This is a genomic window from Clostridioides sp. ES-S-0054-01 (genome assembly GCA_021561035.1).
In the GTDB taxonomy this organism is placed as follows: Bacteria; Bacillota; Clostridia; order Peptostreptococcales; family Peptostreptococcaceae; genus Clostridioides.
Window position 1 is genome coordinate 3,872,764 of record CP067346.1, and the last position, 19,758, is coordinate 3,892,521.

The following is a 19,758-nucleotide window of genomic DNA, read 5'->3' on the forward strand; positions in this document are numbered from 1 at the left end:
TAAACCATTTTTTATCTATTCAATCCAATCATATTCCTTATGACACATTTTTCATCATATATTGATATATTTATCTAATCTATTCCCCTAAATCCTTATTAAGTATTGATTTATAATTTTCAACCACTTGCTTAATTTCTTCAAGTACTTCTCCAGTTGGTTCAGTTACAGGAAGTCGCGCAGTTCCAACATTAATTCCATTTAAGACAACAGCTTTCTTTATAACAGACGGAATTGTTCCAAGCTTTAGAATACGGCGAAGTTCTTCTATACTATTCTGAGCTTTTTGAGCTTCTTCCAAATCACCATTTATAAAGTTATCATAAATAGCAATATCAATCTCTGTAAGGAAGTTTGCTGTTGCAGCAACAGCACCTTTACCACCAGCTTTCAAACTATCAAGAATAAGTGAATCGGAGCCTGAAAATACACTAAAATCCTCACCTTTAGTTACTTCAATATAAGCTTTCATGTTGTCAAGCTTACCACTACTATCCTTAATCCCAACAATATTCTTTATCTTTGCCAATTCACATACTGAATTGGGTTCAATATTAATTCCAGTCTTACTTGGCATGTTGTACATCATAATAGGCAAATTAACTGAATTAGCAATAGTTTTGTAGTGTAAAATTAATTCCTGCTGTGTTGGTGTTACAAAGTACGGTGTAATAATCGATAATGCACTTGCACCAATCTTTTCCATTCTTTTAGATAAATTTATAACTTCACGAGTTGAATTGCCACCTGTTCCAACAAAAACAGGTACACGGTTGTTAGTGTAATCAATAACAATTTTTGCAAACTCAACTTTTTCATCATCTGTCATTACATGACATTCACCATTAGTTCCTAAAATAAATAATCCATAAATTCCCTTATTAATTAGATGGTCAATTAAATCACATGTTGCTCGTGGATTAATATTTTGATTTTCATCAAATGGTGTTATCATTGCACATATAATACCTTTATATCTCATAAAATTACATTCCCTCTCTAATAGACTTTCCAAGACTTCCTCCTGGATGCCACTTCAAATACTGCTGTGCATCAAGCCCTTTAGCATATTGTAATGCAACACTTAATGACTGTAAGACTATAGTTTCAGCGAGAATTGAAGCACGAGGAGCTTTATTAAGACAATCACCTTCTTGTGTGACACCTGCAAACAAGAATATATCAGAAGCCTCTTTTAAGAATGAATTAATATTACCACTTACACCAATTATTTTTGCTCCATTAATTTTTAATGTTTCAATAGTTGCTTTCAATTCTTGAGTTTCACCACTATTTGATATTGCAATGACAACATCACCAGCAACTACTTGACCACTTGAACCATGTACTGCTTCTGTAGCATGCAATGTATATGCTGGTGTTCCAGTAGATGAAAGTAGTGAGGAAATATATCCTGATACATGACCTGGTTTACCAATGCCAGTCACATGTACACGTCCATGATTCCTTTCTGACTCAAAGATTAAATCACACGCTTTATTTATAGATACTTCGTCTATTGATTCAATGAATGTTGATATTTCATTAGATATGGTATCAAGAAATACAGGTAATGTATTTTCTATCATATATTTATCCTCCTTAAAATCATAATAACCTACTATAACTCTTATACAATGTTAATATAAATTAGATAGGTTTTATAAATTGTAAAATATTATGTAATATTGAACCAACTACGTTGTAATCAATGTTAGGGAAGGTTGCACCTTCTATACCAAGTGTTCCATAAACTGGATATAGTATCACTGGTAAGAATGCAAGGAATAATCCCGCAACGAAAGACCCAACAATAGCTCCTCTCCATCCACCTGATGCATTACCAAATACTGCAGCTGTACCACCTGAGAAGAAACATATATGAGCAGCTGGAATAATTACTACAGGGAATACACTAGGAAATGATGCCATAATAACGATTGCTAATAAACCAGCAGCATATGCTGAAATAAATCCAATAATAACTGCATTTGGTGCATATGGAAATACTGTTGGAACATCTAATGCAGGACGTGAACCTGGAATATATTTTTCTGAAATAATTACGAATGCTGCAGTTATTTCAGCCAAGAACATACGAACACCTGACATCAAGATTGACATACCCGCTACAAATGTAAATGCTTCTATAAGAGGGAACACCAACCAGTGCGTTGAACCAGCGATTTCCTGAGTAAATGTTTGACCAGCTTTTAATGTTGCAATGTAAAATAATATCAGCATAACTATAGACAGACCCATTAAGAAATCTCTGAAAATTGATAACCACTTAGGAAATTCTATAGTTTCTGTTGTTTCATCTTTATGCTCCGAAAATAAACGCCCAATATAACCTGATAGACCATAACCAATCATGTTAAAATGACCAATAGCTTGTTCATCTCCACCTGTTAGTTCACGCATAAATGGTTGACAGAATTGAGGTAATGCAGCAGACATAAATCCTAAGATAGCTCCACCTATTAAAATAGTAGTTGTATTATCGAACCCATGAGCTTTCATGATTAAAACTAATACACAAGAAAAGAATAAACTATGACCTGTTGTAAAGAAAATATTCTTAAACTTTGTAATACGTGCAAATACTAAATTTAGTATGAATCCAAGAATCAATGTACATGAAACTGCAAAACCATATGTACCTTGTGCAAGTGCTGTAGCTGCTTCTGGTGAAGCTATAACACCTGTAATTCCAAAACCATGCTGGAACAATTTATTGAAATTCTGTAATGCGCCAGTCATAGCAGAAGCACCAATACCAAATATCAAGAACCCGATAAGTGTTTTTGAAGCTCCAGTAAATACTTCAACAGCAGATTTTTTTTGAAGAACCAGCCCTATAAATGCAACTACGCCAAGTAAAACAGCTGGCGTACTCAATAAACTAATAATAAACTCCATAAGTATCCCTCCTTATTCTATTAAATTTTATTTTTCTTTTGAAGCAAGAAAATCTTCTAAAGCTGTTTTAATCTCGTTACGATCAACAATGTTGCGAATTCCAATTATATCAAACTTAAGATTTTTCTTTTTTAATTCTTCAGCAACATCAATTAATGTTTCTACAGCATCTCCATTAAATCCATTTAATGAATCTAAAGAACCATGTTCTACTTCAATTGGAAAATTATTTTCCTTAATGATTTGTTGAGTCTTTATTTTTAACATCAAACTTGAGCCAACTCCTGCTCTACATGCGATTAAAAGTTTATACATAATTAAATCCCCCTCTTATAATTCTTTTATTTTTATAAAATCAATAATATCCTTGGCTTCCTTGGCATTATCCAGGACTTTAAAAAATTCATCCTGTTCCAATAATTCAACCAGTTCAGACATAGCACGCAAATGACTATTATTATCTATTGCACTTAAGCAAAATACATATTTTACAGGGTCATTTTCATCATTTCCGAACTCAATAGGCTTCTCTAGAGTAGCAATTCCTATTGCAATATCTTTTGAACCTGCTTCTGGTCTAGCATGTGGAAGTGCCACATGTTTTGTAATTACTATGTATGGCCCAGATGCTTTAGCTGAATTAACCATAGCATCAACATAGGCTTCAGTTGCTTTATTGTTTTCAACTAAGACAGAAGCTGATTGTCTAATAGCTTCCTCCCAGTCTTTAGCTTTTACCTTTAGTTTTATTAATGCTTCATTAGTGATGTCACTTAGCATAGGTCCTTCTCCTTCCTTAGACGTAAAATTCTCTATTTGTGTAAAATAAGCTATTAACTCACTTGAAAGAATACTTTCAGAAGTTACTTTTGCATATTTTTTTATTATCCCCATAACCTCATCTATTTTAGGTTGTCTTAAAAAAATATCACCTAATTGAATGTATACTTCACGTGTAATTTTATATTTTTCTTTTGTGGTCATAACAGGGCTTACTTTAATTACTGGTACATCTGTTTTTAGACCCTCTGTATTATAATTAGTAGTAAAAACAATGTCTACAGGTTCACTGATATTCTCCAATCCAACTGATTCTGACATCGGTATAAAATGCAAGTCAGGAAATAAGTTTGTGAGTTCCGCATGTAAAATAGCTGAACTACCAACACCATTTGAACAAACTATTAATGCTATCCTTTTTCTAAAACCATCAAATTCTTTTTTATTTGAGAAAAGTGTTGCAAAGTGCATTGTTAAGTATGCTAATTCCTCCTCTTGAATTTCTTCTCCAAATAATCCACAAAACTCTTTCATTGCATTACTTACGATTCTATAAACTAATTTGTATTCTTCTTTTACTTTTTCACAAAGTGGATTATAAATAGGTAATTTAAATAAAAGTCTATAATAGGCCGGTCTAAAATGAGAATATAATTGTTTAAATATTTTTTCTTGACTTATATAATAAACTCCACTTAAATAACCAAATCTTGTCATAATTTTATTTACAATTTTTGAAATTACAGCCTTATCTTCTGTATCTTCTTCATAATTCCCTACTGATATACCTAAAATCCAAGCACTAATATACATTATATTATGAGGTTTTATTTTTTCTTCACTCTCATATACTTCTAATAATTCCTTAGCAAATTTATATTCCTTCATTGAACTCATGACTGCAATATTAGGAATATCTATATTTTCTTGTGTATCTATTCTAGTTGAACACATCCTTGCTTTCAGAAAGATAAATATATATATAAATTCTATTAATCTGTCTTCAACAAAAGTAATTTCATATTTTTTTATAAGCTTTAATATAATTTTTTTAGCTTCTTCAAAGCTGTCTAAATTATATTCTTCAATAAAAATATCAAATACTCTTGAACTTTTCTCATTAGACAGCGTTTCTATAATGTTCTTAATAAGTACTCTCCTGATTTCCATCTCGTTTCCAACTAAGTAATAACCATTTATACGATTATTCTTAACGTCAATACCCTTTTTTTCAAGGTTTGGTATTAAATCTTTAAAGTCCAGATTTACAGTAGACCTACTTACTTTTATAGAATTTATAAAATGATTAATTGAGATGTCCTCCATATTAATAAAAAGCATTAAATACATATATAAAAGTCTTTCTATTTTACTAAAGTAGTAAGTATTCTTAGAATAGTTTTTTTCTAGAATTTCTTTAATTGCTTTTTTTGTTTCTTTTCTAACGATAATATCTTTATCAGCTCTTAAACATATAAGTGGTACTTTTTTTACTTTAAGCATGTCATTGATTTTATTTATTCTATAAGTAATTTGTCTCTTTGATGAATTGGATTCTTCTTGTAATCCATTAGTTGTAATCAATGTGCTATTTAATAAAATCTGGAGAATTGATACAATTTCTTTGTCCACTACCATTAATCCCTACTTTCTTATTAAGATTAGTCTTCATATTATCATTGGATTTTTTATCACCTCCACAATATTTATTTTATTTGAGAATTTTATTGTTTTCAATTTCATTTAAGTATAACTTTTGTTTTAGATTGAGACAAAAATTAAACTTATCTAAAATAGATGCTATAATACAACTGTATATTTTATAAACAAAAAGGCTTCTTTAGGTAAAGAAGCTCAAGAAAGATTGCTTTAAATAATAAAAACTATCTTAACTTTTAATAAATTATTTCAACTAAAAAAGCACATTAATTTAAAATAAAATTATGTGCCTTCTCTTATATAGTTCTAATACATTACATTTGCTACAAATCCATTAAAATTATATTATTATACCTTATACTCTTAAAGAGTTTGTGTTGTTTCTTTAGAGAACTTTTTATATAGTGTATTTCTCGGATTTATAATTATCAATATAATTGCAACTATTAAATATAATATCGCATAGTATTTTATAATCTCTATTAAGTTTCCACTAGTTATACCAATTAGAAAGTTAAATACTTGATGTATCGTAATAGTCACTAGCAGAGTTTTATTTAAATTATAAAAAGTTGCTATTATAATGCTAATTGATATAATTGTAATCATAAAAAATATAATATATTTTATCAAATCAACCCCTGTGAATCCTGTTGTAAACCATATTGGTAAGTGCCATATTCCCCACCAAAATCCTACTATTATTGATGCCTTTAAAGGAGAGTATTTTTTCTGAAGTTCATTTTGAATAAAACCCCTCCATCCTAACTCCTCACCTAATGGTCCTGCAAATAAATTTTTTAAGAATAAATGTATAAACATTCCCAATGATGAAACTGTAAAGCTAGGTATTGTTCCACGACTTTTAGATGTTAACAATATAACTACTATAGCTATTAAAACTTGTATACTAATCACTATAGACACTATTGAAATTTTAAGTCTATTTCTAAATTTATCTTTTACATATACTATAAACCTTTTATCTGGGTAAATTATTTTAAATAATATCATAAATGCAAAGGTTGACGACCAAGACGCTATACATAAAGTAATATCAGATACTACTGTTGGAAATTTTAACTTTATAGTTGCTACTACTAATAATAAAAGTGGTAAGAAAATTATATTTGTTAGAATAATAAAACTGGCTATAGGTCTTTCTGATATCTTCTCTATTCTCATAAGTAATCCTCATTTCAAATTAATATTTAACTTTTATATAAGTTATAACTTTTTATATATTGAGTTTAAACCTATGAGTAAGTCTCAGGTCAATACTTTTATGTTATTTTATAGGGGCGTAAATCTCCAGAAATATACGTTCAAGCCCTTCTTCATAAGTAGTAAGTAATATGTTAACATAGACTATTCCAAGTAATTCATATCCATTTTCTATTGCTATTTTTCCTAATCTGTCTTTCACCTTATTATCAATATTTTCTCCTCTAGTTGACCATCTTCCATCTTCAATAATAGTATAAATACAATTAGGATGAGTAAGAACTTTACCTTTTATACCTTTGTCGAAGTCATCTACTTCTCTTACAACTATAAATTCATCTTCTATTATACCTTCTTCATTAAAACTTATTACTCTCCTTAAATCAGTTAATGTAACTGTTTTTTTTAAGTTGTTTGTATTCTCTCTTAAAATCTCATATTCATCATAATCAGTAACATGTTTTATTCTACCCTTTACTTCTAAAGGCTTCATTTCTTTTATTGTGTATTTTCCAAAATATTTCTTAATTTTTTTGCATTGTTCTTTAACTAACTGAATCTTTTTTAAAATAAGCTTTTTATATTCTATCTCTTCTAGTATAATTTGTTCTTTCTCTTCTAGCAAAAGTTCTAAATTGTTTATACTCTTACTTTTTCTTATTTCTTGAATCTTTTTAATTTCTATATCCATTTCTCTATAAAAATTTATCATTGTGATATCATATATATCAAACTGATTATATTTTCTATATCCATTTTCATCATTTTTCTTAGGATTTACTAATCCTTTGTCCTCATAAAATTTTAGTGTGTCCCTAGACATGCCTAAAAATTTAGATACTTGTCCAATTGTATACATTGTATTCTCCTATTATTATATAATCTATTTATATTAACTAAATTGCTTCCTATTTAACAAGCCTAGCATCTTCTAAGTCTAGAAGAGTACAGTTAATATAGTATTTACAATCTTTGCAATTATTATTTTTAGTTCACAACCCAAATGTAAACTTGTTAATATGATATGTTATAAATTTTATATTGTCTATATATCTCTAACAATAATTCTTTATCTTTAAGATATTCTTGCAAATATTTAAATTTTATATCACAAAATTTTTTAGATATAAAAATATTCCCTTTATAATGACAGTTTTATTATTTCAACTCTCTATCATAAAAGGAATATTTTAATCTTTAAATGCACTATTTTTATCTCATTGGAATATATCCACGATACTGTGAATATGCGTCCATAGTAGCTATATCACCTAAAAACACTGATGCGATATTGAATTGTGGCTTTAAATATGGGAACTCCTCTTCTTGCGCCCATTCTGGCTTTTTAATAAATGATTTTGCCTCTTCAACCACAGCTTTATACCATTCTTCTTCTCCTTCAAACCATAATTCTACTACACGGTCAAAAGCAGTTGCCCCATAGTTAATCATAATTTTACTACTTACAAAACGATTAACATAACAACAGTTTGTAAAGTATGGAACTACCTCATCATAGAACCATTTTTCCCCTTCTTCTTTGGAAATGCCTTCTGGATACTTAATCATAAATTGCCAACGATAGTTTGGTCCATCTTGTACAGTACGTCCTTTTCCTCTAAAATCTTCTTCCCAGTTTATTGGAACAAAAGCAAATATAAATGGTGGACATCCGTTGTCCCCACCTACTGCACGTCCTGCATCTCCACTTTCTGCATTCTCATGAACTTTTTTATTCTCCACATCTGGTATACATCCTTGCCAACGAAGAACATCCATAGGCATGTACTCGGTCATAATTCTATTTGCCATTTCAGGCATATGCTCATCTACAAGCCAATAATGCTCTGTTAATTGCATCTTACGGACACCAAAACGTTCTCCTTCATTTGGTGTAGGATATGCTTGATAAAAAGTATATTTAGTACAATATGGTGCAAAATTACTAATACTATCTGGAATATGGTAACGATATAACCAGTCCATTAATTTAGGTCTATACTCTTCCTTAGCAAGCCCTACATATATTAAACTTCTCATTATTTTAAATTCAAATCCCATAAACATTCTCCTATACTGAACCTCCCATGCTCCTATAATCAAATTATATTCACATGCTTCAATTTTCTTCTTTTTTATATTTCTTCAAAATACCTCTAGTAAACAAATCTACACCTGCTCCCACATACCACACTCCTACTGCCATAGCTACAGCAATTTGAATACAAATGCCCTGTAAGTTAATAATATTTTCACCTGTCATAATAGTTAGACCTATAGCCCAACCACAAAGCCATGATGGTAAGAAAATTATTTTTTCAAATAAAGATGCAATTATAACTGCAAAAAAACCTAATATACTGAGTGTTAAAAATAATTCTAAATTTGGGTTGAAATTTATATATTTCATAATTAAAATGGCTAATACTGCCCATAAATCTCCACACCAAAAACCGAGCATTATTTTTAATCCATCTTTTTGTTTATTACCATTAGTTACATATAATCCTGCACAAATTAATGCTACAGCTCCAGTTTTTATTCCTATGTAAGGTGCTAACACTGCCCATAAAGGAGGTAATAAAGCAATTCCTATTGATAGTGTTAATATTTCTTTTTTCTTTCTATCCATTTTCTATACTGTAATTAGTAGTTTCTCTAGCTTGCCTTATCTCTAATAACTTCATTGTTATTGGATTTGCAATCATAGATACTACAAAATAACTTAAGTATAGTGGTATAAATATAGCAATAAATACTGGAACTAATCTAACATTCTGATATGTAAGTACTAAACAAATAATTACTAAAATAATTTCAATATGTTTAAAGCAGGGTTTTTCATTCATATAATAAGCCTCCTATAATACTCCCTAAAAAAGAGTCTTAGTATTTTAATTATTATCCTAATGAAACTCCAGCTTGCTTTTCTTTAGTTAATGGTTCTATAAAATTATAAGCTGTTTTTCTTTCTTTAAATTCCGGTGTTTTACGAACTTCTGCATAATGACCTTCCATTCTCTTAATATCATCACCATGTATAAACTTGCCTGGTAAAGTATCATGAGCATGACCTAGTTGCTCTTCTGGAAAACTAAATACAGTTTTTCCACTTGTAGTATCTAATTCTCCAACTATACCACAGAGAGCACATATTGATTTTTTAGTACCTGGTTCAAGATAGAATAATCTATTGTGACAATGTGGACAGACTCCTTCCTCTCCTTGGTATGAAGCTTTTTCAAAATCTCTTGCTGCTTCAACTATGTTTAAACCTATCTGCTGAACTTGAGCAAGTTTTGCATCATCCATAACTAGTTCCTTTGCCCATGGGAACCAAGAATTATCTATCACTTTCCACATTGGTATTAGAGCCAGCATAGCATGCTCACATTGAACTCTTGTACCCCAATCTGAACCACCTATTCCCATGAATGATATTACTTTATCTTTAAGCATTCTTGGGTCTGGAATTTTTCCTCCTGTAGCTTCTGCAACTTTTGTCCCTATAATATTATTTCCTTTATCTGCTCTTGGTCCAAGACGATCCATTATAGTATGAAATAATCCTGATGCACCTTCTTCGAATATTGGGTCTGAAACTACTATCCCATCTGCGTCTTTCATTTTGTCAAGTAACCATTCAAAGTCATCTTTTAGTACACACATACTGCCTTTTCCAGATAGTAAAGTCTTAACGCATGCACAGCACCCAGTACAATGTTTAATATTAAGTGATGACATTTGAATAAATTCTACTTCAGCTCCTGCTTCTTGAGCTCCTTTAAGTGCCACTTTACACATTGTGTCATTATTTCCATTTTTTGTTCCAAAAGAAATACCTAATATTTTCATTTTTTATTCTCCCTCTTTAATGTTTATTAATCTTCTTTCATTTTTAATATATAGAATCCATCATCTAAAGCATCTATAATGATGTAGCCTCTATCATCAACAATAATATCTTCTGTTACTGCCAAACGTGGTCCAGGGAATCCTGGGAAATAAGACTCTTCTGGTGTTTTATTTGGATTTGGTGGTATAAAATATGCTAACTCTTTGATGTAATATGGGTCTGATACATCATAAACCCTTAAACCTGCATGGAAATAACAGCAATATACTCTATCTCCTCTTTGTTCTAACCACGGCTTATTATCCATTGGTTCATGAAGGTTATGTGGCCCAAATGGTCCTGGTTTTCCTAGACCTGCAACATTAAAGTTAGGATAAGGAAAATCCTGTGGTACTTCAGGATATGGGAATTGAGCAATTAATGTTGGCTGTGTTGCGTTACTAACATCAACCATATGTATATTATTCATAGCTTGAACGTCTGTGATACTATCTGGTTTAAAAAATTGAAATCGTTCTCCTTCATTTTGAACAACAACTAAATCCCTTCCCGGTAATGGTAGTGCTGTATGAGTTCTTGCTCCTGCAAGTCTACTAGAAAATGCAGGCATGAATGGTAATTCACCTAAGCATTTTGGTCTTGTTAAGTCCTCAACATCTAGTACAACTAATCCAGCTCCACCATAACCACAATACGCTTTTCCATCTCTTACAAATGGAGGTCCATGAAGCCATCCTTTATCCATAAATTCTGGGCAATGAGGTGCTCCTGGATCAAAAGTTCTATTTGGGTATCCATCTGCATATTGGTCTGGTCTCCACCATTTACCTATTTCTACTGGATTAGTCGGATCTATTATATCTATGATTCTGTAAATCAGACCTTCAAAGCCAACACAGTCACTTGATAAATGTACATATCTTCCACCATTGTACATAAATCTATGAACACCCATTACATGCTTTAAGCCACAATCCCAATATCCTAAAAACTTAGGATTTAAAGGGTCTTCTTTTAAACTATATATTCTAATTCCTGCTTCACACTTAATACTTGCTAATTTAGCTTGGTCAACAAGTGCTCCTGGTCCACTTCCACAACTCATAGCCACTATCATTAAATCATCTGCTATTTGAATTTTTGGAGTTGTTGTTGTAGGATACTCTTTTGGGTCTAACATTTGAAAATGTTTTATAAATTGTGGATTATAAGGATTCGTAACATCGCTAATCATTACTCCATTTTTTTTACTTCCTCCAAAACAACATCCATATAAATAGTATTTTTCATCACTTTTGTACAGAGCCATTTGAAACATACCACAAGTTCCGTCTAAGTTATTAAAGGAACAAACTTCAAGATTTTTAATATAACCGTAATTTCCTTTACCTTTTGCATAAAATTTATCTTCCATTTTTTCTCCTTTCTTATTTGAAGTATTATCAATTGATATACTTTCATTTTATGAGACAAACTTACTTAAATCCAATATCGTTTTCATGGGAATATATAAGTTATTCTTATTAATAAATTTATAAAATCTAATACAAAGATATGTTTAAAATATATATTTTTATACAAATATTTTCCAATATCCTTTAAAAGTAAATTTTCTTATAATATAATAAGTTTTAATTATATATAAATAAGGTTTACAAACAATCAAGTTTAAATAGGGGTGATTATTTGAATACTAAACAATTAGAATATTTTATATCTGTAGCAGAAAGTCTAAGTTTTACCAAAACAGCAGAAAAATTTTATATTTCCCAAACTGCTGTTACACAGCAAATAAAAGCTTTAGAAGAACAAATAAATGTAACTCTATTTACAAGAAGTAAACGACATGTTGAATTAACACCTGCTGGAAAATTTTTTTTATCTGAGGCACGTACTATAATAAAAAATATTAATGATGCTATTGAAAAAGCACAACAATTTGCACATGGCTTTTTTGGAACTTTGAGTATTGGAATCTTAATAGGATATGAAAAAAGTAAATTTCAACAATATTTAAAAGAATTTTCTAATACATACCCTAATATATCTATGGAAATTTGTACCAATGAGATAACCGAACTTTTAAACTTAGTGAAAAATAATTTTATGGATATTGCCTTTGTTATTAATCCAGAAAATCAACCATTAAAAGATTTTGAATATAAAACTGTAGAAAGATATTCTTTGGTAGCCCTTTTACCCCCTGCTCATCCACTTTACAATGAAGATTATATTGATTTAATTGAATTACAACACGAGAAGTTTATTTTTGTAAAGGAAACAGGAGATGAGTATGGGCAAAAATCCATGATACAGAATAGATATCGTGAAGCTGGATTTGTGCCTAATGTGGTGCAACGTTCAAATAATCTTAATACTATTGAATCATTAGTAGCCTCTAACATGGGGATATCCATTTTACCTTCATTTTGTGTTACAGATACAATGATAGAACGTGATATTGCAATAGTACCTATAAATGAAGTAAAAGATAGAATTGAGGTTGTAGTTGTATGGAATAAAAACAATACAAACCCAGCATTAGAAAAGTTTATTTCTATAGTATAAAATTAAGCAAAAAAAATAGCATTAGCCATTTTTATATGGTTAATGCTATTTTTTTACTTAATTTTATTAATTAGGTATGCCGAGAACATTCGTAATATATCACTATAAATCTAATCTAAAAATACTATCTCAATATATCTAATTTCTCATTGTTCATAAGTCTAAATACATGATTTGTGTTTACTAAAGAACTATCACCATAAGTTGTATGGGCTAAAACTGAACTAGCAACTCCAAATTCAACTATATCTTCATTGCTCATCTTTTCCAAATACGAATACATAATTCCTGCTACATATCCATCTCCAGCACCAACCCTGTCATATATTTCTAACTTATATTCCCTACTTTCAAAATAGCCATCATTATTTGATATATATCCCTTTATAAATTTATTGTTCATATCATCAAATCGTCTCATAGTTCCAGCTACAATTTCTATATCATACTCTTTTTTAATCAATTCTGAACTCACTTTTATATCTAGAGTATCTATATTAAGTATTTTATTTATATCTCTATAACTAGCAAATAATCCATGGCAATATGGTAATATTTCTTTATAATCATTTACTAAATCATCATAAGTCTTGTCTGGATTTAGCGATTGCCTAAAATTAAAATCAAAGAATACTTTTATGCCCTTTTCATAAGATTTTTTAGCTAGTTCTAAAGCAACCTCTTTAACTGAATCTGTAAGCTGCATAGTAATACCACAAATGTGGACTACATCAATTCCTTCTAGACATTTATCAATATCATAGTCTTGTAATCTGCTCTCACAGAATGAACTATTTAACCTATTTAAATAAGTCACTTCAGAAGGCCTTTCTCCATATCCAGTTTCAAGAAAGTATATTCCAATATGATTTCCTCCATATATAATAAAGTCATCTTTTACTCCAAGCTTTCTTATATTTGCACTTGATGCTTTACCTACATTATTATTGGGCAACTTTGTTAACATGTAGGTATCGTATCCAAAGTTTTTAAGCCCAGATAATATATTTAATCCTGTACCTGTAATTACATAATTTAATTGGCTGGTTTGTGTTAAAAACTTATAATCAGGTACTGAAAGTCTCATCATTATTTCACCAAAAGCTAATATATTCATAAATCTATCCCAATAATTCTTTCATTATTTTGTAAAGTACTTTTATATCTTCTACTTTTGTATCACCTGTTTCTTTATCGATTATTGATGTATAAACATGAGGTATAACTTTTTCTACACCAGCATCAAGTGCAATTTGAACTATCTCTTTGAAGTTATCTAAGTCTATACCTCCTGTTGGCTCTAGATAAAAGTTATGCTTTACACAAGCTTTTACAACTTCTATATATTCATCTTTTGTTTTAAGCCCTCCCATTGGGAAAAACTTAACTGAACTTCCTCCCATATCCTTCATCATAGCTATAGCTGTTTCTATAGGAACTATACCATCTTCCTCCTTTGAACTTAATGGACCTGTAGATATCTTTACAAATCCTGGTTTACCAGTTGGAGAAACTAGTCCATTTATTATGCTATCGTTTTGACCAAGTAAGGCTCTGGATGTAGCTATACCTGTAAATACTTGGTTTATATGTTGTGGTTGAAGTTCTTTAGAAATTTGAGATACCATATTTGACTGATTCGGATCCCCAGCTCCAAGACCTACAGATACTGCATTGTCTATTTCCCTTGAGTATTTTTTCATATCTTCAATAGCTGTTTCTACAGTACTATAATTCTTCGATAGTACTCCTACTAATACATGCCCATCACAAGCATCATATATTTCTTTGGCATTTTTTATACTTCCTGCAAGAACATTTAGACAAACTCTATCTTTATAATATTTTGGTGTACAATTCATATCAGTTACCTCCATTAGTAAAATTTAATTTAATAAATCTTTATAATTTTATTTATCTTATTTTCTATTTTTCTATTATCTCTTTTATTCTATTATAAATAATATCTAAATCATCTTCACTCACGCTTCTTATATCGACCTCTATATTACCTTCATTAGACTTATAATCTCTAGTATATATGGCTATCTCTCCACCTCTAAGTTCGTTTATAATTTGTTGTGTTGATTTATTTATCACGTCTTCATTAAAACTAATCTCTCCACGAAGTATTTCTCTACCTGCTGAATCTCTAGTTATGTTAGCACTTGCTCCTTTTAAAGTATTTATCTTATCTATAAATGGATTTAGCTTATCTTCCATTTCTTTTAAAGTTACCTTCTCACTATTCACATATCTCTCAATTGCACATGTTAAACCTACTATATTTTCTTTTCCTATTTTCATAGCTCTTCCAATACCCTTTGATTGAAGCTTTACATTATCTATGTGTTTTTTCCTACCTATTACTAACCCTGAACTAGGACCCTCTATAGCCTTTGCACCACTGTAGATGACTAAGTCTGCTCCTAATTCATAGTATACTTTTAAATCTTCCTCTGCAGCTGCATCTACTATTAAAGGTAAATTATATTCTTTGGCAACTTGCACTGCATCTAATACACTTAGCATACTCTTTTGAACACAATGATGAGATTTAACATACATAATTGCTGCTGTATTGTCATTTATCTCTCTTATTATATGTTCCTTATTGCACATATTGCTATATCCAGCCTCAACAACTTCTCCACCGCCAAGTCTTATCATTGTTTCTACTGGAACTCCATAGTCAACATTGTGCCCTTTTGGAATTATTATTTCCCTTTTAACTTGTTTCTTATGGTTATTTATATTGTAAACTAAATTCATATCATCCTTTGCTATTATTGCACCTACACTCTGTGCAATTCCAGCAGATGCACTAGAAACTATTACTGCACTTTCACACCCTAGTAAATTTGATATATATTCACCTGTTTTATTTACAAGTTCTTCTACTATGAAGAAATTTTCACACCCTTGACCTATTGCTTCAATAACTTCCTTATCTAGTGTTGACACACCTAGTATAGTCATTTTACCTGAAGCATTTATAACACGTTTTACAGAGTACTTTTCAAATATACTACTCATACAATCAGTCTCTCCCATCTATGTATTCTATTTTATGGACTAACATATATTCAAATACTCTCCATTTATTACTACAGCCTTTGGCTTTATGGACGTATTTGTGATTACTGACTTATTCAAAGAATCTTGAAGTTCTTTTTCTTCATTCACCACGTCAAATATGGTTAAATCAGCATCATATCCTTTTTTTATTAAACCTTTATTTTTTAAGTTTATTGCATTTGCTGCATTTTTAGTAACCTTATTTATTATATCTTCAAGTGAATAACCCATATATATAAACTTTTCCATTGTTGTAGACAAGCTATATACTGGACCATTTATTCTATTTTTAATATATATATCTGTACTTATAGTATCTGGAAAAAGTCCTGCATCCTTAGCTTTCATTGCAACATCCATACTAAAACTTTCTGTTCCATGACCTACATCAAGGATTATACCTCTTTCTTTAGCTTCTATAATTTCAGCTTTAACTTTATTACCTTTTAATATTCCATTTGGTTTTCCATTATATATATGAGTTAATATATCACCTTTTTCCATATAACCTAATATATCCTCTATAGTTGGAGGAGAACTGCCAAAGTGAACCATCATAGGTAGATTAAGTTCTTTTTTAATTCTTTTGGCTAACTTCAAGGGTTCAATACCATTTGAAATTACAACACTTTTACTCATTCTAGCTTTGATTCCAACAATAAAATCTTTGTATTTTTTAACTGCATCTTTAAGCTTATCCTCATCTATGCTCATCATATTTGAAAGTTCATCTTGAGATGTTATTCCTTGCTTAGCAATATTTATTAAAGCATATACATTTGTTTTGTACTTTTTAGTATCCTTATAAAATTTATCTATATCTAAAGCACCTGTTGTACCTGTATCTACTACAGTAGTAACTCCACTTTTTATTCCAACCTCATCAGGATAATCCTTGTAAATCTCTAACCTTTCATAGCAGTGTGTATGTATATCTATCCACCCTGCACTAATAAATGTCTCTCCATCCAGTTCTATGATTTGGCTTGCCTGATACTTAGAATCATCTATATGATTTGCTACCTCTATTATTTTACCTTCTAATATAGCGATATCAATTATATGTTTATCTACTGTTTTTCCACCTTTGATTAATATGTCTATCTTCACTTTACTCTCCCTCTAAAATAATCTTAAATTTACTCCAAGGTTCAATAAAGTCTAAAAGCATTATTTCATCTTCCTTTATTCTACCAACCTTATTTTTTCTTTCATCTTCGCAGTCTTGAAGTATCAACTGTAATTCCCCTTTATACTTTCCAAAGTCATCATTACCAATCACTACATCTCCTCTTTTAAAAACAGTAATGTTATCATGTTTAGGGAAATTTTCTTTAGCATATTTTTTTCTTACCTCTGTAGACCTGGCTACCTGACTAGTTATGTCCCCTCTTCTAAAATGTTGCTCGTTTATCATTATTATCTTTTCTACTTCAGAAGTTTTCTCCTCGGCTACTACATTAAATACAACTTGATATTTATTTACTTCAGCCATTCTTTTTAACTCATCTTCACTTGCATATGCATTTCCTACAATCACATCATCAATCAAACCAGTTGCAAATAAGTGTTTAGTTGCTGTAGTTATATCTAAATTTCTATGCATTTCAAGTGTACACAGTCCATCATTTATATTCCAAGGTCCTATTGTTGCATGTTTTGAATTAACAAAAGCCGCAGTTCTTATTCCATACTTTTTAAATCTATTTGAACATCTTACAAAGAAATCATACGGTAGACCTGTACCCTTTTGAGGATAAAAATTATGACAACCATATATATTATTTATATTTGGCTTGTACGTAATTATATTATCTAAGTATGCTACATCATTACTCATATTTAGCTCTACTTTTAAATCATATGGGTTGAAAGAAATCATTGCTTCTTTACTTCCATCATATCCATAGTCAAGTCTTATTCCACTAGCATTTAACTCATTGAAAAATGTTAAATCATCATAAGATATTTCTAATATATCAAATATATTTGGAGCTATATCAAGGATTACTTCAAATCCTAAGTCTCTTGCGTAAGTTATAATCTCTTTAAAATGTTTTTTAACCTCTTTCTTTGGTCTTGTAATTGAAAGCATACACATAAATATTCTTTTAAATCCATACTTTGAAGCCATTTTTATATATGCTTTATCATCTTCCATATTACTATGCTCTGGATATACTGATATACCTAATCTTCTTTCCATCTTTCTCCTCCTCAAGTTATATTTTTTGAAATATATAAAATAAAAGTGAAGGTAATTCCTCCTACCTTCACCTTTAATAATTTATAAGTTTTTTATATTTACAATACAAAACTTCTATATATATGTATTTTTATAAACTTTCACTTATTTCTTCTTGTTCTCTTTGTAATTGTTGCTTTTCAAAAACCTTAAAAAATGGGTAATAAACAACAAATGATATTATAAAGTTGATTAGTACTAAGATACCTGCCATTATACTCCAGTTAGTACTCATTACTGCTGCTATTGGTGCTGGCATTGCAAATGGTAATCTTGCTACCATCATAGGTATAATCCCTGTAATAGTAAGAACATACGATAGAGCTGTCATTATCATAGGTCCAACTATAAATGGTATACCTAATATCGGATTCATAACTATCGGTGCTCCAAATATTATGGGTTCATTTATGTTAAATAGCCCTGGTAAAAATCCTAATCTTCCTAAGCTTTTTAGGTATTTTGACTTAGAAAACATAAACATTATAACTAATGCAAGAGTAGCACCTGCTCCTCCTATCCATACATACCATTGTAAAAATTGTTCTGTAAATATATTTGGCATTGCATGAGCTGATACTCCTTCTGTGAATGCAGTTATATTTTCTGCTATAGACATATCCCATATAGGTCTTATTACTGGACCCATTATAGCTGGACCATGTATTCCAAGTACCCAGAATACTGTTATCAGAAATACTGTCAGCAGTCCACCACCTAAACTGTTTCCTGATAAGAATCCTTTTAAAGGTGATAACATAGAACTCAGCGCTGCACTTATATCAAATCCAAGTATATGTCTTATTACCCAGAATAACATTAACACCACTGCTGTTGGTAATAATGCAGTAAATGAGTTTGAGACCTCTGGTGGAACCCCTGCTGGCATCTTAATTGTAATATTCCTTTCCTTCATAAAACGATATATCTCAACAGTAATTAATGACGTCACTATTGCTCCAAACAATGATGGTGAATTAAGTTTTGCCATGTCCATCCATCTACCAGCTTCTATAACTCCATCTATCGGGTCAATCACTTGAGTTGGAACTATTGTAGAAACCAAAAATGCCATAACTGCAAGCATACCAACACCTGTTGTATCTAGGTTGTAGCTTTTGGCAAGTGATGATGCTATTCCAAAAGTAGCATATAGAGATAAAAATCCTACAGTATATCTAAATGGTATATCTAATGTTGCCTTAAATGGAGCTATAAAATCCATATAAGCATCAATAGGTATGTTTAATAATATTGTAAAAAATGAACCCACTATTGTTAGTGGCAATGTTGCTATTATACCTGCCCTTACAGCTCTCATATGTCTTTGATTACTTATCTTCGCTGCTACAGGCATAACCTTGCGCTCTAAAAAACTTGCGAATTTTTCCATAATTCCCCCCCTGTATTAGTGATATTCTCCTTT

At 30.4% G+C, this 19,758-nt stretch carries 19 protein-coding genes; 1 reads left to right on the forward strand and 18 read right to left on the reverse strand.

Going from position 1 to position 19,758, the window contains the following annotated elements:
* Positions 1 to 79: 79 nt before the first annotated feature.
* The 12 genes from dapA to JJC02_17725 form a co-directional block, all read right to left on the reverse strand.
* Positions 80 to 982 (reverse strand): 4-hydroxy-tetrahydrodipicolinate synthase, encoded by a 903-nt coding sequence (gene dapA / locus JJC02_17670; protein ID UDN56455.1) that lies wholly within the window; start codon positions 980 to 982, stop codon positions 80 to 82.
* Between the two features lie 4 nt (positions 983 to 986).
* On the reverse strand, positions 987 to 1,589 hold the full coding sequence (locus JJC02_17675; GenBank protein ID UDN54657.1) for an SIS domain-containing protein: 603 nt from the start codon (positions 1,587 to 1,589) through the stop codon (positions 987 to 989).
* Positions 1,590 to 1,650: 61 nt separating this feature from the next.
* The gene (locus JJC02_17680) at positions 1,651 to 2,922 is read right to left on the reverse strand and encodes a PTS transporter subunit IIC (protein ID UDN54658.1); all 1,272 of its coding nucleotides are present in this window, start codon (positions 2,920 to 2,922) and stop codon (positions 1,651 to 1,653) included.
* Between the two features lie 27 nt (positions 2,923 to 2,949).
* Positions 2,950 to 3,237 (reverse strand): PTS sugar transporter subunit IIB, encoded by a 288-nt coding sequence (locus JJC02_17685; GenBank protein UDN54659.1) that lies wholly within the window; start codon positions 3,235 to 3,237, stop codon positions 2,950 to 2,952.
* A gap of 15 nt (positions 3,238 to 3,252) precedes the next feature.
* Positions 3,253 to 5,340: a transcription antiterminator gene (locus JJC02_17690; protein UDN54660.1), complete on the reverse strand. Its 2,088-nt coding sequence runs from the start codon at positions 5,338 to 5,340 to the stop codon at positions 3,253 to 3,255.
* 384 nt (positions 5,341 to 5,724) lie between these two features.
* Entirely contained in the window at positions 5,725 to 6,546 is an 822-nt protein-coding gene (locus JJC02_17695; protein UDN54661.1) for a CPBP family intramembrane metalloprotease, read from the reverse strand.
* 103 nt (positions 6,547 to 6,649) lie between these two features.
* Positions 6,650 to 7,444: a MerR family transcriptional regulator gene (locus JJC02_17700; protein ID UDN54662.1), complete on the reverse strand. Its 795-nt coding sequence runs from the start codon at positions 7,442 to 7,444 to the stop codon at positions 6,650 to 6,652.
* A gap of 353 nt (positions 7,445 to 7,797) precedes the next feature.
* The gene (locus tag JJC02_17705) at positions 7,798 to 8,652 is read right to left on the reverse strand and encodes an acetyl-CoA hydrolase (GenBank protein ID UDN54663.1); all 855 of its coding nucleotides are present in this window, start codon (positions 8,650 to 8,652) and stop codon (positions 7,798 to 7,800) included.
* A gap of 52 nt (positions 8,653 to 8,704) precedes the next feature.
* Positions 8,705 to 9,217: a DUF1097 domain-containing protein gene (locus tag JJC02_17710; GenBank protein ID UDN54664.1), complete on the reverse strand. Its 513-nt coding sequence runs from the start codon at positions 9,215 to 9,217 to the stop codon at positions 8,705 to 8,707.
* On the reverse strand, positions 9,210 to 9,434 hold the full coding sequence (locus JJC02_17715) for a hypothetical protein (GenBank protein UDN54665.1): 225 nt from the start codon (positions 9,432 to 9,434) through the stop codon (positions 9,210 to 9,212). The genes JJC02_17710 and JJC02_17715 overlap by 8 nt, the downstream gene beginning before the upstream one ends.
* Positions 9,435 to 9,486: 52 nt before the next feature.
* Positions 9,487 to 10,440 (reverse strand): NAD(P)H-dependent oxidoreductase, encoded by a 954-nt coding sequence (locus JJC02_17720; protein UDN54666.1) that lies wholly within the window; start codon positions 10,438 to 10,440, stop codon positions 9,487 to 9,489.
* A gap of 26 nt (positions 10,441 to 10,466) precedes the next feature.
* A complete protein-coding gene (locus JJC02_17725) occupies positions 10,467 to 11,855 on the reverse strand; it encodes a hypothetical protein (GenBank protein UDN54667.1) in 1,389 nt (462 codons plus the stop codon).
* Between the two features lie 272 nt (positions 11,856 to 12,127).
* Between JJC02_17725 and JJC02_17730 the strand changes: the two genes are divergently transcribed.
* Positions 12,128 to 13,009 carry a LysR family transcriptional regulator gene (locus JJC02_17730; protein ID UDN54668.1) on the forward strand — a complete coding sequence of 294 codons (882 nt, stop codon included), beginning with the start codon at positions 12,128 to 12,130 and terminating at the stop codon, positions 13,007 to 13,009.
* Positions 13,010 to 13,133: 124 nt separating this feature from the next.
* On the opposite strand, the gene JJC02_17735 is transcribed toward JJC02_17730, so the two are convergent.
* The 6 genes from JJC02_17735 to JJC02_17760 all read right to left on the reverse strand — a co-directional run bounded on the left by JJC02_17735 (position 13,134) and on the right by JJC02_17760 (position 19,725).
* Positions 13,134 to 14,126, reverse strand: coding sequence for a sugar kinase (locus JJC02_17735; protein UDN54669.1), 993 nt, complete (start codon positions 14,124 to 14,126; stop codon positions 13,134 to 13,136).
* A gap of 4 nt (positions 14,127 to 14,130) precedes the next feature.
* On the reverse strand, positions 14,131 to 14,871 hold the full coding sequence (locus JJC02_17740) for a KDGP aldolase family protein (protein ID UDN54670.1): 741 nt from the start codon (positions 14,869 to 14,871) through the stop codon (positions 14,131 to 14,133).
* Between the two features lie 64 nt (positions 14,872 to 14,935).
* The gene (locus tag JJC02_17745) at positions 14,936 to 16,045 is read right to left on the reverse strand and encodes a DgaE family pyridoxal phosphate-dependent ammonia lyase (GenBank protein ID UDN54671.1); all 1,110 of its coding nucleotides are present in this window, start codon (positions 16,043 to 16,045) and stop codon (positions 14,936 to 14,938) included.
* A 39-nt stretch (positions 16,046 to 16,084) separates the two neighbouring features.
* Positions 16,085 to 17,197: an amidohydrolase/deacetylase family metallohydrolase gene (locus JJC02_17750; GenBank protein ID UDN54672.1), complete on the reverse strand. Its 1,113-nt coding sequence runs from the start codon at positions 17,195 to 17,197 to the stop codon at positions 16,085 to 16,087.
* 1 nt (position 17,198) lies between these two features.
* Positions 17,199 to 18,293 carry a DUF871 domain-containing protein gene (locus JJC02_17755; protein UDN54673.1) on the reverse strand — a complete coding sequence of 365 codons (1,095 nt, stop codon included), beginning with the start codon at positions 18,291 to 18,293 and terminating at the stop codon, positions 17,199 to 17,201.
* A gap of 130 nt (positions 18,294 to 18,423) precedes the next feature.
* A complete protein-coding gene (locus tag JJC02_17760) occupies positions 18,424 to 19,725 on the reverse strand; it encodes a PTS sugar transporter subunit IIC (protein UDN54674.1) in 1,302 nt (433 codons plus the stop codon).
* Between the last annotated feature and the right edge of the window lie 33 nt (positions 19,726 to 19,758).

Excerpts from the sequence above, each read along its gene's own strand:
- dapA (UDN56455.1), bottom strand. The coding sequence starts at position 982 with ATGAGATATAAAGGTATTATATGTGCAATGATAACACCATTTGATGAA.
- JJC02_17690 (UDN54660.1), bottom strand. The coding sequence starts at position 5,340 with ATGGTAGTGGACAAAGAAATTGTATCAATTCTCCAGATTTTATTAAAT.
- JJC02_17735 (UDN54669.1), bottom strand. The coding sequence starts at position 14,126 with ATGAATATATTAGCTTTTGGTGAAATAATGATGAGACTTTCAGTACCT.
- JJC02_17745 (UDN54671.1), bottom strand. The coding sequence starts at position 16,045 with ATGAGTAGTATATTTGAAAAGTACTCTGTAAAACGTGTTATAAATGCT.
- JJC02_17685 (UDN54659.1), bottom strand. The coding sequence starts at position 3,237 with ATGTATAAACTTTTAATCGCATGTAGAGCAGGAGTTGGCTCAAGTTTG.
- JJC02_17725 (UDN54667.1), bottom strand. The coding sequence starts at position 11,855 with ATGGAAGATAAATTTTATGCAAAAGGTAAAGGAAATTACGGTTATATT.
- JJC02_17695 (UDN54661.1), bottom strand. The coding sequence starts at position 6,546 with ATGAGAATAGAGAAGATATCAGAAAGACCTATAGCCAGTTTTATTATT.
- JJC02_17700 (UDN54662.1), bottom strand. The coding sequence starts at position 7,444 with ATGTATACAATTGGACAAGTATCTAAATTTTTAGGCATGTCTAGGGAC.
- JJC02_17675 (UDN54657.1), bottom strand. The coding sequence starts at position 1,589 with ATGATAGAAAATACATTACCTGTATTTCTTGATACCATATCTAATGAA.
- JJC02_17740 (UDN54670.1), bottom strand. The coding sequence starts at position 14,871 with ATGAATTGTACACCAAAATATTATAAAGATAGAGTTTGTCTAAATGTT.
- JJC02_17680 (UDN54658.1), bottom strand. The coding sequence starts at position 2,922 with ATGGAGTTTATTATTAGTTTATTGAGTACGCCAGCTGTTTTACTTGGC.
- JJC02_17715 (UDN54665.1), bottom strand. The coding sequence starts at position 9,434 with ATGAATGAAAAACCCTGCTTTAAACATATTGAAATTATTTTAGTAATT.
- JJC02_17720 (UDN54666.1), bottom strand. The coding sequence starts at position 10,440 with ATGAAAATATTAGGTATTTCTTTTGGAACAAAAAATGGAAATAATGAC.
- JJC02_17755 (UDN54673.1), bottom strand. The coding sequence starts at position 18,293 with ATGGAAAGAAGATTAGGTATATCAGTATATCCAGAGCATAGTAATATG.
- JJC02_17710 (UDN54664.1), bottom strand. The coding sequence starts at position 9,217 with ATGGATAGAAAGAAAAAAGAAATATTAACACTATCAATAGGAATTGCT.
- JJC02_17760 (UDN54674.1), bottom strand. The coding sequence starts at position 19,725 with ATGGAAAAATTCGCAAGTTTTTTAGAGCGCAAGGTTATGCCTGTAGCA.
- JJC02_17705 (UDN54663.1), bottom strand. The coding sequence starts at position 8,652 with ATGTTTATGGGATTTGAATTTAAAATAATGAGAAGTTTAATATATGTA.